The organism is Phyllobacterium sp. GQ127 (genome assembly GCF_059758635.1).
Genome location: NZ_JCAXDZ010000004.1, coordinates 255,043 through 270,700 on the forward strand (window position 1 = coordinate 255,043; position 15,658 = coordinate 270,700).

The following is a 15,658-nucleotide window of genomic DNA, read 5'->3' on the forward strand; positions in this document are numbered from 1 at the left end:
TTGGTCGAACGTCACTTCATCGGCGGTTAAAATGTGCGAAATCTGTACTCCGTTACCTGTCGATAGGTTTCATTCGGTCGCAACACTGCACCGACGAAATGACTCCGATTAGGGCTATCGGGGTAACGCTGCGGTTCCAGGCAGATACCGCAATGCTTTCCATACCGAACTCCATCGAGACCCACGGCCGGGCCATTGAACGCTCCGCCATCATATAATTGCAGGTGTGGCTCGGTCGTATAAACATCCATGGCCATTCGTGTCTTGGGTCCGAACAGCGTTCCTGCATGTATCAGTTTTATATCTGCAGAGGCTTTCTCTCGTAGAACGAACCCCAGGTCGTAGTTGACCTCCTGTTGGTTTCGTAAAGGCCTTGGCTTTTGAAAATCAAAGGGCGTTCCATAAACCGAGCGTATCTCGCCTGTTGGAATTAGATCGCTATCGACTGGAGTATAAAAGTCAGCTTCTGCTAAAAACTCATGATCAATTGCGCTTGGTACGGGAGCGTTTTTGAATCCAACTGGCAACTCAAGATTGAAGTAACCATGGCTGGCGAGATTACAGAGCGTTGGTGCGTCAGTTGTGGCGGTCAACTCGACCGCCAAGGTCGCGGGGTCCAACAATCGATAAACGCACTGAACATCCAGGTTGCCGGGGAAACCGGCATCACCGTCCGAAGATTGAAGTGACATCGTCACTGATGACGCGTCGTATGCCTCGAGCCTCCAAGGTCTCCGGCTAAAGCCTTGACCGTCGCCACCGCCGTGTAGCGTATGCTTTCCATCTTGATTAAGTGGCAGTTGATAATCTTTGCCATCCAGTTCAAAACGGCCTTGGGCAATTCTGTTGGCAAAACGACCAGCGATTGTGCCGGCATGAGCAGTATCGGCGGTATAGTCGTCAATTTTATCAAAGCCGATGACAACCCGTTGTTTTCCCAGAGGCGTGGGGATGAGCAAATCACGCACCGCAGCCCCCCACGTCAGGATCTTTGCCTCTACACCCCCATCCGAACGTAAAGTGACCTCATGGATATCGACACCGTTGACTTGCCCAAAGATACGATCTTGCATCTATTCTACCATCTAATTTGTGTTCGAAGAGTCTCGCCGGGCCGCAGGAAGTGCTGATTTGAACATGGGCTCAGCTCAAGTATTTGTTGGTGTCTGCATCGCTTTTCGGTAGCCAGCTACCATCGAACGAAGTTGCTTCCGGTTCATGCAGCACCAAAGCTTGAATCGAGGCTGCGGCAATCGCATCGGCATCGTCAATGAACTCGTCCCATGCGCCCGGCTCTGCAACGCCAACGTGTAAAAACCATCTTGCCGACTCCGTCGGGATACCAAGCACGTGGATTCGTTCCTTGATCTCACCATCAATGGTTATTGGATTAAACGGTTTGCTTGTTACCTCAACACCGCCAACCCCCATGAAATTTCTCAGGATCCCTATATCGGCAAGGCTACGAATAACCGGGTTTTGGTCGAGATCCACATTTGGCGCTGCCACATATGCATCGATTAAAATGTCGATCCCAACGCTATAGTCTTCGACCTTTTCTGAAGAGGCGACAATACCAGTTTCCATATCCTCACGAAAACTCACGGATGGGCCGAGTATTTCCAACATGCCGCATTGAATGAGGGCCAGTAGTTGCTTTGCTCGCATCAGGGATGGACCCGTCGACAAGAACGCTATTGTCGGCGCAATCTTTAATATGAATTCATGATGAGACGCGCGGGTTAAGCCCCCAAGGTCGACGGCCTTGCGTATGATGGGCCTGACATGCCGAAGCACATCCAGAGCAGCCTTAACCGGATCAGTGAATTCTCCAACCTCCGCTCGGGCGATATCCTCGCTAACGAGCGAAATTATAGCACGCCGAAATTCGCCTTGGTCGCTGAACGACAATCCATTGAAGGGTGTCGCGATAGTTTCAAGATCCAAAAGCTTGTCGATACCATAGGGGCGCGCCAAGTCAGACATGACCTGAATGACGGTGTTGGCCGTGACTTGACTAGCATCGAGCCTCTTTCGAAACTGGCCATAGCGCGCGAGCCCCAAGGTTTTTTCAAGGTAGACAAGATTAACTTCCGCCGTAAGCCACGGCAGGTAACTGGAGCGGAAACATGTCGGGCCATTGGCACGAATGAGCGCGACACGGTGCTTTGAGAAAAAATGCGGCGTGTGAGCGAGATTGGCAGGGCGGTCATCTTTACCACGGACAGGCAATGGAAATCCGCTTCGTGAACCCGCAATGATAAGCTTAGGTTCGTTGCCGCTTGGCACGTACTGAACCGTACCGTCCCGCCGAACATACTTGCCGCCTCTACCTATCGTCAGCTCAGACAAGACGTCATAGAACGAAAGGCCAAGCCCCCTGATACCTATGACACTTCCGGATAGGTCGGGCGGTAGCGATAGTCCGTCATGGAAATTTTCGAGCACATCGAACGAAGACAGGTGCGCTGTAGTCGTAGCCATCGGCTTCACCGCACTTTTCTTTTTCTTGGAATGAGGATATCCGGAACAAACTATAAGCCGATCCACATGCAGCGCGGCGCGCCCTGATTCAAATTCTAGCACATACTCATTGCCATGTTCGGCGACACCGATAATCTGATCCCGCACCCGCTCCAGATGCATTTGCTCGGGCAAATTCAACTCGATGACATCCAAGACAAATTTTAAATACTTGCCATAAAGGCCTCTTGGAGCAAAACCTGAGGGACCCGGATAATTGGCATCAACTTGCCGCCACCATTCCATAAATGTTGGTCTAGAACCTGGACGCCAAGCGCTATCGGGCACGTCCGGAAACATCGTGGCGTTCTTGCAACGTGTGTTCATGATCAGCCAGTCAGGTTGGTCCGTGCGCCAAATACGGCCACAACCGACTTCGACACTGTCAATGGCATAGATGATCAGGGGGCGAAGCGTTTGCCGCCCCGCAAGTTTGCTGGCAATCCGTTCGATCACAGAAATGCCTCTGGGGCCGGTTCCTATGATAGCGATGCGTTCAGGCGTTAGCTTATCGTTGTTCGAAGGTCCCCATGCACTATCTGCCTTGAAGAGCGGCTTGTGGATCGTTTCTGTCATGCTACCCTCCATTATCAAGAACATTCGGATATCGGCGCTCAACACTTTTAAGAAGAAACCAGAGATGTGGCCTGGCACCACCTTCCAACCACTCGCGTGGTTTTCAATTTTTTCATTCGTGGAGATGGAAATCCCAACCGAGATACTGGCGTGACGCGTCGATTATGGCCTCACTGACGGAAGAAAAATTCGCCGCCACATGATGCTCAAAGCCGTTTTCGCAAATATAACGCAGCAACTTTTGCATATTGGGAATTTCAACAACGCCCGCGCCACCAAACGTTTCCAGCGGATCGTCGGTGAACTTTCCTTCTCCGACGTAACCACAAATGCGCCCGGATGTGTCATCCGTGCTCACACGAATATAGGTCATGTGCCCCGACTTTATTGAACCATCCACCGTTCCATAAGTATTGTCTTTGCCAACCGTCCCGGCAATGATTTCCTGAAAGTCCATTTTGTAGTTTTTAAAGAATTCTTTCGGCAGGTTGCTGCAATGGAAACACACGGCTTTATTAGCGTTCGTTCCATAGTTGTTGTTCCAATCGAGAAGCGCGCTCGGCGTCCCGGAGGCAAGTGCCAACATATGCATGCCTATGAGCCCACAGACGTCGACTTCACAAGCACTGGACATTAACTTGGAACTCATCATGCTCATCATTGTGCAAGGCACGACACCATAGTTTTCTTCCAATGACGTCCAACATTGAATCGCGCTAATCGAAACATCGACTTCCCGCATCCATTCCTCGGTCACCGCCGCAAGCTTGGCTTGTCTGAGGATGGCCGGATGAGGCACACCTTCAACTGTAATATAGTTTTTGATCGCCTTGACCTTGTCTGTGACGATCGAAGCGCCATCATCGAGGCGGGAAACCCGCCCTAAAATCTCTGAAAGATCGAGCGTGATGACCGAAATTCCGGCCGCCTCAAGAAGTTTTTCACTGTAACGAACTGTATTGAAGGCTTGTGGCCGTGCGCCGATTGCGCCTATTCGCAAGCCCCGCAAACCACCAACAATACGGCATGTCGCCGAAAAACGCGCAAGATCATCTTGAAACTCATCGCTGAGCGGGTCAACGCAGTGAGATTTGGTGAGTGAATAGCGAATGCCGTACTGTCGCAGATTATTGCAGGCCGACATCTTTCCGCAGAAGCTGTCACGGCGCCACTGAATCGACATTTTTTGCGGATCATCCGGGGTGGCCTGGATTAAGGTAGGAACCTTCAGTCCCGACAGGCGGATGGTGTCGGCGATTGGCCGCTCTTCCCCGAAGTTCGGAAGCGTGACGATTATTCCATCAATATCATCAGCATGCTTCTTGAACAAAGCTGCGCATTTTCTAGCATCCTCAAATGACTGCACGGCACCATGCTGGGTGTCTTCGAGGCCAAGGACGATGCATTTATGGCCAGCCTTTTCAACAGCACTGATCATATGATCACGACCTGTAGCCGCAAGGTGACCCGGGAAAAATCCCCGGCTTCCAACTACAATCCCAAACGTCATTGACATTACTTCTGCTACCTTCCTGGTTTTCATGCGCATCAGCAATTCATATTGGGTACTGGTGCGCAGTTCGAATGGCTGTCAGCGGCATGTGAGTGCGGGGAGTATCCGTCACTCACCTCGCTCGATGACCGCCTTTAAACATTTAAGATTGTCTCCGGCTCACATCCCAGGACGGCGTCCAAGACTGAAATTTGCTCAGGCCAGCTCAGACCTTTGCCAAACGCCTCGTCAAAGAGGGCCGAACCGATCGTGAAGCCCCATGGCCTGAGCTTTCGCACCTGCTTGAGGCGTTCGAATGTACTGATGCTGCCAGCTATGATAGTTGACTGCCGGCCCGCTGCCTGGAGTGCGGCCAAGCCGAGCTCGTGCGGATCCCCGTCCTTGTAACGGTACATCGACAGACAGATGCCGTCCGCGCCGCTTGCCAGCACACGCTGCCCGTCACTTACCACTTCCGAAATGCTGCCATAGAGATATCGGGGGATACCAGCCCTTCTCCCGATAGTGGGAAAATAAGATACAGAAGATCCCTGTAGAAGGGATACCACCGAGGCGTGGAACTCACATCCAATGAGATACTTACAGTTGTTTTTTATAGCAAACTCGGCTGCACGTAGGCAGTCATCTTCTTCCTTACCAAAGGATTCAAAAACAATCGTTTTTCCTTTATCGAAGATGTATTTAGCCAACTCACTCGCGGTGTAATTTGAAATACCTGTGTCCTTAAAGCCCCAGTATTGGGTGGGCGCACGTTTTGATGCTTCGAACGTTTCCCTAGCGTTTTCAACAGTCAGATCGTTGTTCGTCAGCATTGCAATTATCTTTACCATCACTTCCTCCCACGATATACAAATTGCATGACTTTAGAGAGCTGGCGCGACAATCACTGAACGCACACCAAGCTTACTTTCGAACCCACACTCGACGTTGCCCGCTCATCACTAAGACGAGTAAGTGGAAACCTGATCGCGCCGGTCCGTTGTTTTTTCGAATCCACAAAATGATAATTTCGCTAACCGCACCAACCGCTGGTCCTCCTACAGCCCGGTACGGATTTCAGAGACACGGCTTTATGCATCTGTATCCCATGAAGCCTGATCGATTGTCTCACAGCAGCAACATGCCGGAAGTCACACTCTCTCCTCAGAATGCGCTCTATCCTCCCTGACACGTCCAACAAAATCAACCGAACGGTATCATGTTGAGGTACGTACCTCTTTATATTTAGCACGTCAATCCCTTAGAGACAGAAAGTCGTTTTATGTTAATGCCTCGCAAAGCTGACGATTGCGTTGCTTTTCAATATCAATTCGCTCAACCTGGGGGATTATTTTGCGTGGGGCAATGAAAATACCTCCAACTGACCTTAGGCTGTAAAGATACTACTATCGCTATTTGAGGTACGATAGTCATACCTGCAAAGGACAAATGACGTAATGCCTCCATCGCTGTTCGAAGAATGCGAGCTTCGTTCGACTACTTCCTCAAGCGGTTTCTTGGCGATGTCGTTTAGGACAAATTTTCATTCAGGTAGATTTCAATTCGAATGGTTTCCTGTCCGGCGAGCAAAGGTGTTTTATCAATCCGTGCTTTCAATATACGTAGAGCGCTGCGCACCTCATGACCGGCATCTTGATGAATGATGGCATCGACAATGCCAGCATTAAGGGCGCGTCGTGTGTGCTCTGTCAATTCATGGGCAACAACCACGCGTTCCTTGCTAGCCCCGTTCTTTGACAAAACCTCAATGAGACCACGATTGCCCGCGCCCATATTATATACCCCGACGACATCACTATGCATCCTCAGGCATTCACTAAGATATTTTTGGACCAGCTGGCTGTCATCCTTGCCCTCGATTACCGGCAAGCATTCCAAACGCGTATAATCGCTACGAATGACCTGCTCAAATCCCATGCGGCGTTCCACGTGATCCCGAACCAGCATTGACCCCGCAACCAGCGCAATCTTTCCCGACTTTTCACCTAAAAAATTGCCCATGAGTCTGGCAGCAGTGCGTCCAGCTGCAACATTGTCAATGCCCACATACGCATCACACTGGAAAGAAGGTACATCTGAAACAAGTGTAACGACTGGAACGTTGTTCCGGCGCAACCGGGCCAGCGCATCTCTTACAGCCACAGCTTCCGTTGCAACAACCGCCACGCCCGAGTAACGAGCGGGGTCCAGGCCATCCAGCGTAGCCGCCAGTGCCCGCCCATCAAAAGGGGGGACTTTATAAATCGAAATCTCCGTACGATCATTTGCTGAATGTTGCTTTACTGCTTCGATTTCGGCCTCCAACCCCCGCATGAAGCTGTTAGCTCCCTCTGGTATTACAAACGCGAAGCGATAAATCTGCCGCTTTGCCAAGTTCGCAGCAGAGACGTCTCTGATATAACCGAGCTTCGAAATCGCGGCTTCAACTTTCGCAATCGTTTTCTCGCGCACCCCAGGGCGTTGATTAAGCACTCTATCAACTGAAGCAAGGCTGACACCGGCCTGTCTCGCCACATCCTGCACTGTAGGTCGCACGTTTAACCATCCCGTTCCGAAAACAAATTTAAGCTAACTCAATAACGCCGACGAACGACATCCGGAAGGCCTAAGAAGCGCTTTGACTTTCTCTTTTCGGTCCGCAAATGCGAAGGAGTCAAGCTGCAAAACAACGATGTATACGCCAGCTTGCGAAGTGATCGCAGGCCGCTGCAGATTTTGCCACGCTAACGAGGAACCTAAATAGTCCTTGATGTCTGAAAACGACGTCCTGCAACACTCAAAGTGAAGCTGTTATTCCACCATCGACGTACAGCACATGCCCGTTCACAAAGGAGGAAGCATCGGAAGACAGGAAAATACATGCCCCTACCAGCTCCTCAAGTTTACCCCAACGGCCAGCCGGCGTGCGCTTTTCCAGCCAGTCAGAAAAAACGGGGTCAGCAACAAGGAGGGCAGTAAGTTGCGTGTCGAAATAACCCGGGGCGATCGCGTTGCACTGCAGACCATATCTGGCCCAATCGGTCGCCATTCCTTTAGTGAGATTGCCCACCGCGCCTTTAGTCGCCGTATACGGGGCGATTCCGGGACGAGCGAGCGCTGTCTGGACACTGGCAATGTTGATGATTTTGCCCGCACCGCGCTTGATCATATGGCGAGCGACTGCTTGACCCACATTGAATACAGACAGAATGTTGGTCTTAAGCAATAATTCAAACGTATCAACCGGGAAATCTTCCAAGGTCATACGATGGGTCATACCTGCATTGTTGACCAAAATGTCGATCGCACCGGTCTCTGCTTCAAAGCTGTCAATCGCCACGCGCACCGCCGCGTGGTCCGTAGCATCGAAAGCAAGCGTGTATTTCGCACCAAGGCTTTGTGCTGCAGCTTTCAGTTTTTTGGCGTCACGGCCATTCAAAATGACCTCCGCGCCCGCTGCAGCCAGGCCGCGCCCAAGAGCAAAACCAATCCCCCGCGACGAGCCAGTGATAAGCGCGCGCTTACCACTCAAATTGAAAAGGTTGATACTCATACTCTCCCCAATGCCCTTTATGCAACATGATGCATTTTAAAGCTTAGCAACCGACGATCCGGAAGCCTTTTGAACGCGTTGTTCCGCCTAAGCGGCATTGAGATTGACCGCCACCTAAATTTGAGGTACGTACCTCAATACTGCCGGATTTAGCGTCTATATTGGGGGCAGTCAAGTTGGATTAAGAAATTCAGGACCCGCAACCAGGCCACATGTGAGCGTCTAAACCAGCCATGCTCATGATTACACGCCGACATCGCGCCTTGTGATTAGCTACAAAAGATTGAGGAAATCCGACATGTCATTAACAGACCAACTCCCCATGCTCCGTCGTGGCCGTAGAGCCGCAGCAACAATGTTTCTTGTTAACGGATTTGTTGTCGGTAGCTGGGCTCCGCAAATTCCAAGTTTTGTTTCCAGGCTTGGAATCAGCGAGTTTACACTTGGCCTGCTCATCCTTGGCTTTGGCGTTGGAGCAATTTTAGCCATGACACTGGCTGGCCAAATGATCGCGCATGTGGGATCTCAGCGCACATTACGTTTGTTTGTGCTGCCGGTTATCATTATGTTGCCGCTGGTGGCGCAGACGTCTGATATATGGGTTGCAGCAATCGTGCTCACACTGTTTGGCGGCGTCATAGGCGGCATGGACGTGGCCATGAACGCTAACGTCGTTTCACTTGAAAAGCGGTTGGGTAGTGCAATCATGTCATCATCCCATGGCTTTTGGAGCCTTGGCGGTTTTATCGGCGGTGCTTTGGGCGGCATCATCATCCAAACATTTGGCGCATTTAATCATACCATAATTGTCGCTGTTCTCGCTGCCATCGTGGTAGCGCTGGCCTATGCCCATATTGCTGAAGACACTGACCATAAGGCATCCGAGACACGATTCAACCTTATTTTGCCGTCCCAACGAGCGGTCTACATTATCGGCGCGATGGCGCTCCTTTGCATGAGTGCCGAAGGTTCCATACTCAACTGGTCAGCTCTTTACCTGCAGAAGGAATTGCTGGCTGACACTGCAATGGCAGGTTTCGCCTTCGCAGGGTTTTCGGGTGCCATGGCCCTAACGCGGTTTAGTGGAGACCGCATCCGTAATTACCTTGGCGCTGTCGCGACATTCCGTCTATCTGGCACCATAGCTGCCTTTGGCATGCTCATTGTCGGGCTGTCTCCGTGGCCTTGGCTGGCCATTGCGGCCTTTGCCCTTTGCGGGATTGGCATTGCCAATTTGGCACCGATTTTGTTCTCAACTGCCGGAAATCAGCCCGGGCTGAATACGGGGGTCAGCATGAGCATTGTAACCACAATGGGTCATTCGGGCATTTTGCTGGCACCATCGATCATCGGTTTTGTGGGTGGAAAAGTTGGTCTTGGGCCCGTTTACATTGCGGTGGCAATTTTACTGGGGGCTTTGAGCTTAATGTCTCATAAGACAGCTCCCGCGGATGCCAACTATGCGGGTATTAAATCAGCGATCTGACGTGTTGCACGGCAGTTAACGGAACCCCAACCATTTATTGACGTTTAAATGGTCCAGGTTTGAGGTAATTGATATGCAGCATAACGCAGTTATACATCGATATGCCGAAATTAGCGGGCACCGAATTTTCTTGCGTGAAGCAGGACCGGCAGATGCTCCGGTTTTGCTGCTACCGCACGGCTATCCTTGTTCGTCCTATCAGTTTCGACGGCTGATGCCAGCCCTGTCCGATCAGTGGCGAACGATAGCTTTCGACTGGCCCGGATTTGGCTATAGCCATACACCGGAACCTTCTTCATTCGGGTATGATTTCGATGCATATGCTGAGGTTCTTGAACAGGTAGCCGATGCTCTTAACCTGCGCCGCTATATCTTGTGGCTCCACGATTACGGATCGCAGATCGGCCTACGACACGCGATCGCGGATCCCGAAAGGATAGCGGCCCTTATCATTCAAAACGGCGACATTTACGAAGACGTTCTGGGACCAAAATATTCGACAATAAAAGCCTGGTGGAATGACAAATCTGCCGAAAACCACCGCGCACTCGAAGAAGCCGTCAGCGAAGATGGCTTTCAAAAAGAGTTTATCGGCGAAGTGTCAAAGGAGGTAGGCGCGAAAGTGCCGCCGGACCTTTGGAAACTGCACTGGCCGTTGATGGACACGCCCGTTCGCAGGGCTGTGTCGGTCGCGCTTATGGAGAAGCTGGAGCATAATCTGGAGTGGTTTCCACGTTACCAAGCTTATCTGCGTGAGTACCAACCCCCTACCCTGATTGTCTGGGGGCCACAGGATGGATACATGCCCAAGGAGTCTTGCCTGGCCTATCAACGCGATTTACCGAACGCTGAACTGCATCTCATCTACAACGCCGGTCACTGGCTGCTCGAGACACATCTGGATGAAGCGATTCCACTTGTCCGTGACTTTCTTTCGCGCGTATCGCTACAATAGGCGGGTTAGACAAAGTAATTTGGTGCACAGCATTTATTGGCGAAGTGGGTCAACGGAGAGCGCCTGCTAGCCACTTGTCTTCCGGACGTTCGGCATATACATCAATTGAATGCTTGATTATCCGTCCCGACCACCTTCACCATCGCATATCCCTATGGATGCGCTGAGCGAAGTCTTGCAGGATTTCCGCCTTAGTGGCGTGAACTACGGTCGCTGTGAGCTCCGGCATCCATGGAGCATCGCTTTTCCGCAGCAACCTCTGCTCCGCTTTCACTTTGTCAGCCAAGGTCCGTGCTGGATCCACACGGAGGAGCAAGGCTGGCAGGAGTTGCACGATGGCGATCTGGTACTGCTGCCGCAAGGCATCGCCCATCGGCTGGCCAGCGCGCCAAATGTGGTGGGTGACTCGCTTGAGGGTTGTCAGGTAACCAAGTTGGGTAGCAATGTATGCGAAGTGGTGCGGGAGGGGACAGGCGCGACGAGTACCCTGTTTTGCGGGTCCATGACCTTGGGCGCCTGTGCGCTCAGTCCCTTGATCAGTTTGATGCCACCAATCATCAAGGGGTGCGATGTGGCTGGCAATGACCCAATTGTCGGTCCTTTACTCGCCGCCATGACGGTGGAGGCCACACAACCACAGATGGGTAGCGCCACCATCTTATCGCGTATGGCAGACTTGTTAACGGCCAGACTTATTCGCTGCTGGGTCAACTGCACGGGTGCATCGACAACGGGTTGGCTTGCCGCCATTCGCGACCCCCATATTGGCCGCGTTCTGGCAGCGATGCACAGAAACCCCGGTCATAACTGGACGTTGGAGAGTCTCGCAGGTTTGGCGGGGCAATCACGTTCAATATTCGCTGAGCGCTTTAGCGCTGTCTTGGGCGAAGGCGCCGCGCATTATCTCGCTCGCCTGCGCATGCAGCTTGCCGGCGAATTACTGGCGCAAAACGGTCTGTCGGTTGCCGAGGTCGCTACTCGCCTAGGCTACGAATCAGAAGCCTCCTTCGCTCGCGCGTTCAAGCGCATCACCAATGTCTCACCCGGCGTTGTGCGCCGCACAATTTCCGGACGAATGGACATGGATTTCGGATTTTAGGATACATATCATCCGAAAGAAATTGGCTATTAGTATTTCCAAACATTGGAGATACTTTAATGACAGACACGACATTACAGTTTGAACGCACAGCGATAGATATTGATAGCGCTGCGCCAACTGCCTGGACCCCAGCAACCTGGTTTGCGGTTCTTTCCATGGCGGCAACCAGCTTTGCATTGGTGTCAGCTGAGTTTCTGCCAGCGGGTCTTTTGACGCCGATGGCGCGCGATCTTGGCATCAGCGAAGGAACGGCAGGCCAGGTCGTCACAGCAACTGCTTCCGTTGGCGCTGTGACTGCCTTGTTGAGCAATGTTCTCATTGGACGCCTGAACCGAAAGACCGTCTTGGTGGGCCTTAGCGCCCTTGCAATTGGCTCCAATATCCTTGCAGCGGCAGCAACCGATTTTTGGCTCCTATTGCTCGGCCGAGCTGGCCTAGGCATCGCCCTTAGCGCGTTCTGGGCGCTTTCAGTTGCTGTTGTTGCCAGATTGGTGGGGGCCAATGCAACAGGTCGAGGTATGGCTATTGTCACCCTCGGCGTGTCGCTCGCTACGATTGCCGCACCGTCAATGGGGGCGATAATCAGCGATTGGATAGGCTGGCGCAGCGCCATGGCCATGACAGCGGGGCTTGCCGCGATTGCCATGTTGATGCAGTTTCTAAGCCTGCCAACCCTGCCTGCCAGCACAAGCAACAGTCTTGCGGATGTCTTTCGGTTGACACGGCGACGCGGCATTCAACTCGGCATGCTTGCTATCCTGCTGCTCATGACAGGACATTTTGCTGGCTCGGTCTATGTGCGCCCATTCCTTGAGCAGGTAACCCTCCTTGCAACCGGTCCGATCGCCCTGGCACTACTTGGATTTGGCATCGCCGCTGTTGTCGGTAACATTGTTGGCGGTCGCCTGGCAGATACCAATATCCGCATGGCGCTCGTCGTCACTGCCGCTTTAATGGCGTTTGCGGCACTCGCTTTGGTGCTTTGGGGAGTGCATATCGGTGTTGCCTTTGGCTTTGCTACGCTTTGGGGCCTGGCCTTCGGCATGGCGCCAGTGGTGTTGCCAACCAATCTATCTCGCGCAGCACCCGACGCGTTGGAGGCAGCAGGCAGTCTGATGGTTACCTCGTTCCAGGTCGCCATCACTATTGGGGCTGTTGCCGGCGGCTATGTCGTGGACACCTATGGCGCAACCGGCCCGTTGACCCTTACCGCCATCCTTGCCGCTTCGACCGTTCTGCTGGCGCTATTGCAGCCCCGCGACTGATCCTTGCACCGGGGTGGCAGGAACAAACTGATATAATACAAGGCAGCAAACGAATGCTGTCTTGTATTACTATTTGCAGTCCACGGACGCATACAGCCACTCCATGCAAACTGGACGATGTCTGGAGACTGCTTTATCCGCATACAATCATTTCCCCGGAAGCTCGATCCGGATAGGGCGTGTACCGAGCGGAGCACCTGTTCCTCGATCAATAGTGAGGGGATCAATTTCTGTCCCAGTCTCCGCATCGAAGAAGCGGGTCACCTCGCCCCCGCCGCGGTATTTGCGGCCCCATGCGCCAATTGCGAATAGCACCGGAAGAAAGTCACGTCCGGCTTCCGTCAGCACATATTCGTCTCGTGGCGGTCGTTCCAGGTAGCGGCGTTTTTCTAGCAACCCTTCGTCGGTGAGGGCTGAAAGCCGTGCAGTCAGCATCGTTGGAGCGATGCCAAGACTCTTGCGAAACTCGTCGAAGCGCGTGAGGCCAATATGGGCATCCCGCAGGATGAGCATACTCCAGGCATCCCCCACAAGGGCGAGGCTGCGAGCTATAAGACATGGCTGGTTTGAAAGTTTTTTCATGTTAGTATCTTTTTGATAGTGACTTACTACTAAATTCATAGTAACTGAATGCTCATTGATGTTCCATAGCAAAATGAAGGCTGAAGAAAATGAGCAAAATAGAGCACCGGGTTGCCCTTGTTACAGGTGCTTCCTCCGGCATTGGCCTGGTGACAGCCCAAGCGCTACGGCGCGATGGCTATCACGTGTTCGGGACCAGTCGAAAACCCATGCCGAACACGCCGGATGGCATTACAATGCTGATTTGCGATGTAACGGATGATGCATCGGTGCAGACACTTGTAGACGAGGTCCTCAGTCGCACTGGTCAGATTGACCTCCTGGTCAACAATGCCGGGATCGGATTGCTCGGTGGGGCTGAAGAATCTTCTGTCACTCAGGCAAAGTCTGTGTTCGATGTGAACGTGTTCGGCGTGCTACGTATGACAAATGCCGTTCTGCCCATTATGCGACGCCAGGGCAAAGGGCGGATTATCAATCTGAGCTCTATACTTGGACTTATTCCAGCGCCCTATAATGCTCTTTATTCATCCACCAAACACGCTATTGAGGGCTATTCGGAATCGCTCGATCACGAAATTCGAACACAAGGTATCCGCGTTGTTCTTGTGGAGCCGGGGGTCACTCGCACGTCTTTCGAAGAAAACATTACCCGGCCAGACCAGCCACTTCCCGTTTATGATACTATCCGTGCTTACGCCGAAAAATTGATGCGCGAAATCATCGAGAAGGGTGATGCACCAGAGAGCGTCGCAGCAGCAGTTGTGAGCGCCGCCAATGCCGTATCGCCCAAAAGACGCTATACTGTTGGTAAGGCTGCGCGACAGGTTCGCTTTATACGCCGCTTCCTGCCGGAGTCGTTCGTTGACAAAAACTTGCGGAAATTCAATCGACTTCCAGCTTGAATTTCAGCCGCACTGAAGAAAGCTATTTTCTATGAAATCGTTTGTTGTCGATCAATACGCAAAGGGCGGCGCCCTCCGGTTAACCGATAGTCCGATGCCGGAACTACGGGACAATGATGTGATGGTGGAAATCCATGCCGCCAGTGTGAATGTTCTGGATAGTAAAATTCGTGATGGCGAGTTCAAGCTTATTTTGCCATATCGCCTCCCGCTGATCTTAGGCAACGATGTGGCGGGCGTGGTAACCCGAGTTGGGGCCGAAAGTTCGCCACTTCAAGCCTGGAGATGAGGTCTATGCACGACCAGCACAGGATCGCATCGGAACATTTGCGCAATATATTGCCGTCAATGAGTTAGATTTGGCAATAAAGCCGAATAATCTGACAATGGAGGAGGCTGCGTCCGTTCCACTCGTCGCCTTGACGGCATGGCAGGTGCTTGTCGAGCGCGCTAATTTACAAAAGGGTCAGAAAGTCCTGATCCATGCAGGCTCCGGCGGCGTAGGTACGATCGCCATTCAACTTGCCAAACATCTCGGAGCATATGTGGCAACAACCACAAGCACGATAAACATTGATCTCGTCAAAAGTCTCGGCGCGGATGCCGTGGTCGATTATAAGAAGGATAAATTCGAGGAAGTGTTGCACGGATTTGACGTCGTCCTAAACAGTCTTGGTAAAGACACGCTGGAAAACTCCCTCCGCGTATTGAAACCAGGAGGAAAACTGATCTCGATTTCGGGTCCGCCTGATCCAAATTTCGCAAAACAAAATGGGCTCAGCTGGCCGCTTCAACAAATCACGCGCCTCCTAAGTTTCGGCATTCGCAGGAAAGCGAAACGTCGAAACATAAGCTATTCTTTCCTTTTCATGACCGCCAATGGCGAGCAACTCAGTCAGATTACCGTATTGATTGAGGCAAATGTCATTCGCCCTGTTGTGGATCAAGTCTTCCCGTTTGAGAAAACCAACGAAGCACTGGCTTATGTCGAGACAGGTCGGGCAAAGGGCAAGGTAATTATTGCTATGAAGTGACCGTTAGAAGACGGTGGGTCCAATATAAGATGTAGAGCCACCGTAGCGCTCCTAAACGGCACTCAATAGCATGACCACATGAAGTTGCAGTGGTCAGCAATGTGCCTTTGTACGGCGCGGCAAGTACATTCTTCGAATTTTCGACGGTGCCGAGCGATTCTGATCTCTTTTTGCGCGCCAGAATA

General features: G+C 52.1%; 12 protein-coding genes and 1 pseudogene. 6 read left to right on the forward strand and 7 right to left on the reverse strand.

What is annotated here, in order from left to right; genetic code table 11:
* Positions 1-26: 26 nt before the first annotated feature.
* The 6 genes from AC6CHM_RS16840 to AC6CHM_RS16865 all read right to left on the reverse strand — a co-directional run bounded on the left by AC6CHM_RS16840 (position 27) and on the right by AC6CHM_RS16865 (position 8,144).
* Positions 27-1,073 (reverse strand): aldose epimerase family protein, encoded by a 1,047-nt coding sequence (locus AC6CHM_RS16840; protein WP_498173797.1) that lies wholly within the window; start codon positions 1,071-1,073, stop codon positions 27-29.
* A 70-nt stretch (positions 1,074-1,143) separates the two neighbouring features.
* Positions 1,144-3,099 (reverse strand): FAD/NAD(P)-binding protein, encoded by a 1,956-nt coding sequence (locus tag AC6CHM_RS16845; RefSeq protein WP_498173798.1) that lies wholly within the window; start codon positions 3,097-3,099, stop codon positions 1,144-1,146.
* Positions 3,100-3,211: 112 nt separating this feature from the next.
* Positions 3,212-4,615 carry an L-fucose/L-arabinose isomerase family protein gene (locus tag AC6CHM_RS16850; protein ID WP_498173799.1) on the reverse strand — a complete coding sequence of 468 codons (1,404 nt, stop codon included), beginning with the start codon at positions 4,613-4,615 and terminating at the stop codon, positions 3,212-3,214.
* Between the two features lie 131 nt (positions 4,616-4,746).
* The gene (locus AC6CHM_RS16855) at positions 4,747-5,442 is read right to left on the reverse strand and encodes a hypothetical protein (RefSeq protein ID WP_498173800.1); all 696 of its coding nucleotides are present in this window, start codon (positions 5,440-5,442) and stop codon (positions 4,747-4,749) included.
* Between the two features lie 679 nt (positions 5,443-6,121).
* Complete coding sequence (locus AC6CHM_RS16860) at positions 6,122-7,147, reverse strand: substrate-binding domain-containing protein (protein ID WP_115054898.1); 1,026 nt, start codon at positions 7,145-7,147, stop codon at positions 6,122-6,124.
* Between the two features lie 241 nt (positions 7,148-7,388).
* A complete protein-coding gene (locus AC6CHM_RS16865) occupies positions 7,389-8,144 on the reverse strand; it encodes an SDR family oxidoreductase (RefSeq protein ID WP_498173801.1) in 756 nt (251 codons plus the stop codon).
* 298 nt (positions 8,145-8,442) lie between these two features.
* On the opposite strand from AC6CHM_RS16865, the gene AC6CHM_RS16870 reads away from it, so the two are divergent.
* The 4 genes from AC6CHM_RS16870 to AC6CHM_RS16885 all read left to right on the forward strand — a co-directional run bounded on the left by AC6CHM_RS16870 (position 8,443) and on the right by AC6CHM_RS16885 (position 12,952).
* The gene (locus tag AC6CHM_RS16870) at positions 8,443-9,630 is read left to right on the forward strand and encodes an MFS transporter (RefSeq protein ID WP_498173802.1); all 1,188 of its coding nucleotides are present in this window, start codon (positions 8,443-8,445) and stop codon (positions 9,628-9,630) included.
* A 73-nt stretch (positions 9,631-9,703) separates the two neighbouring features.
* Positions 9,704-10,585, forward strand: coding sequence for an alpha/beta fold hydrolase (locus AC6CHM_RS16875; protein ID WP_498173803.1), 882 nt, complete (start codon positions 9,704-9,706; stop codon positions 10,583-10,585).
* Between the two features lie 109 nt (positions 10,586-10,694).
* Positions 10,695-11,684: a cupin domain-containing protein gene (locus tag AC6CHM_RS16880; protein WP_498173804.1), complete on the forward strand. Its 990-nt coding sequence runs from the start codon at positions 10,695-10,697 to the stop codon at positions 11,682-11,684.
* A 59-nt stretch (positions 11,685-11,743) separates the two neighbouring features.
* Entirely contained in the window at positions 11,744-12,952 is a 1,209-nt protein-coding gene (locus tag AC6CHM_RS16885; RefSeq protein ID WP_115054895.1) for an MFS transporter, read from the forward strand.
* A 147-nt stretch (positions 12,953-13,099) separates the two neighbouring features.
* Here the strand turns inward: AC6CHM_RS16885 and AC6CHM_RS16890 are convergent, their stop codons facing one another.
* Positions 13,100-13,534 (reverse strand): winged helix-turn-helix transcriptional regulator, encoded by a 435-nt coding sequence (locus AC6CHM_RS16890; protein ID WP_498173805.1) that lies wholly within the window; start codon positions 13,532-13,534, stop codon positions 13,100-13,102.
* Between the two features lie 89 nt (positions 13,535-13,623).
* Between AC6CHM_RS16890 and AC6CHM_RS16895 the strand changes: the two genes are divergently transcribed.
* Positions 13,624-14,439: an oxidoreductase gene (locus AC6CHM_RS16895; protein ID WP_498173806.1), complete on the forward strand. Its 816-nt coding sequence runs from the start codon at positions 13,624-13,626 to the stop codon at positions 14,437-14,439.
* 31 nt (positions 14,440-14,470) lie between these two features.
* Positions 14,471-15,473: pseudogene (locus AC6CHM_RS16900) on the forward strand (NADP-dependent oxidoreductase).
* The last annotated feature ends 185 nt before the right edge of the window (positions 15,474-15,658 follow it).

What these genes read in the sequence shown, in the direction of transcription:
- AC6CHM_RS16840 (WP_498173797.1), bottom strand. Translation starts at nt 1,073, where the DNA reads ATGCAAGATCGTATCTTTGGGCAAGTCAACGGTGTCGATATCCATGAG.
- AC6CHM_RS16845 (WP_498173798.1), bottom strand. Translation starts at nt 3,099, where the DNA reads ATGACAGAAACGATCCACAAGCCGCTCTTCAAGGCAGATAGTGCATGG.
- AC6CHM_RS16850 (WP_498173799.1), bottom strand. Translation starts at nt 4,615, where the DNA reads ATGTCAATGACGTTTGGGATTGTAGTTGGAAGCCGGGGATTTTTCCCG.
- AC6CHM_RS16855 (WP_498173800.1), bottom strand. Translation starts at nt 5,442, where the DNA reads ATGGTAAAGATAATTGCAATGCTGACGAACAACGATCTGACTGTTGAA.
- AC6CHM_RS16865 (WP_498173801.1), bottom strand. Translation starts at nt 8,144, where the DNA reads ATGAGTATCAACCTTTTCAATTTGAGTGGTAAGCGCGCGCTTATCACT.
- AC6CHM_RS16870 (WP_498173802.1), top strand. Translation starts at nt 8,443, where the DNA reads ATGTCATTAACAGACCAACTCCCCATGCTCCGTCGTGGCCGTAGAGCC.
- AC6CHM_RS16875 (WP_498173803.1), top strand. Translation starts at nt 9,704, where the DNA reads ATGCAGCATAACGCAGTTATACATCGATATGCCGAAATTAGCGGGCAC.
- AC6CHM_RS16880 (WP_498173804.1), top strand. Translation starts at nt 10,695, where the DNA reads ATGCTTGATTATCCGTCCCGACCACCTTCACCATCGCATATCCCTATG.
- AC6CHM_RS16885 (WP_115054895.1), top strand. Translation starts at nt 11,744, where the DNA reads ATGACAGACACGACATTACAGTTTGAACGCACAGCGATAGATATTGAT.
- AC6CHM_RS16890 (WP_498173805.1), bottom strand. Translation starts at nt 13,534, where the DNA reads ATGAAAAAACTTTCAAACCAGCCATGTCTTATAGCTCGCAGCCTCGCC.
- AC6CHM_RS16895 (WP_498173806.1), top strand. Translation starts at nt 13,624, where the DNA reads ATGAGCAAAATAGAGCACCGGGTTGCCCTTGTTACAGGTGCTTCCTCC.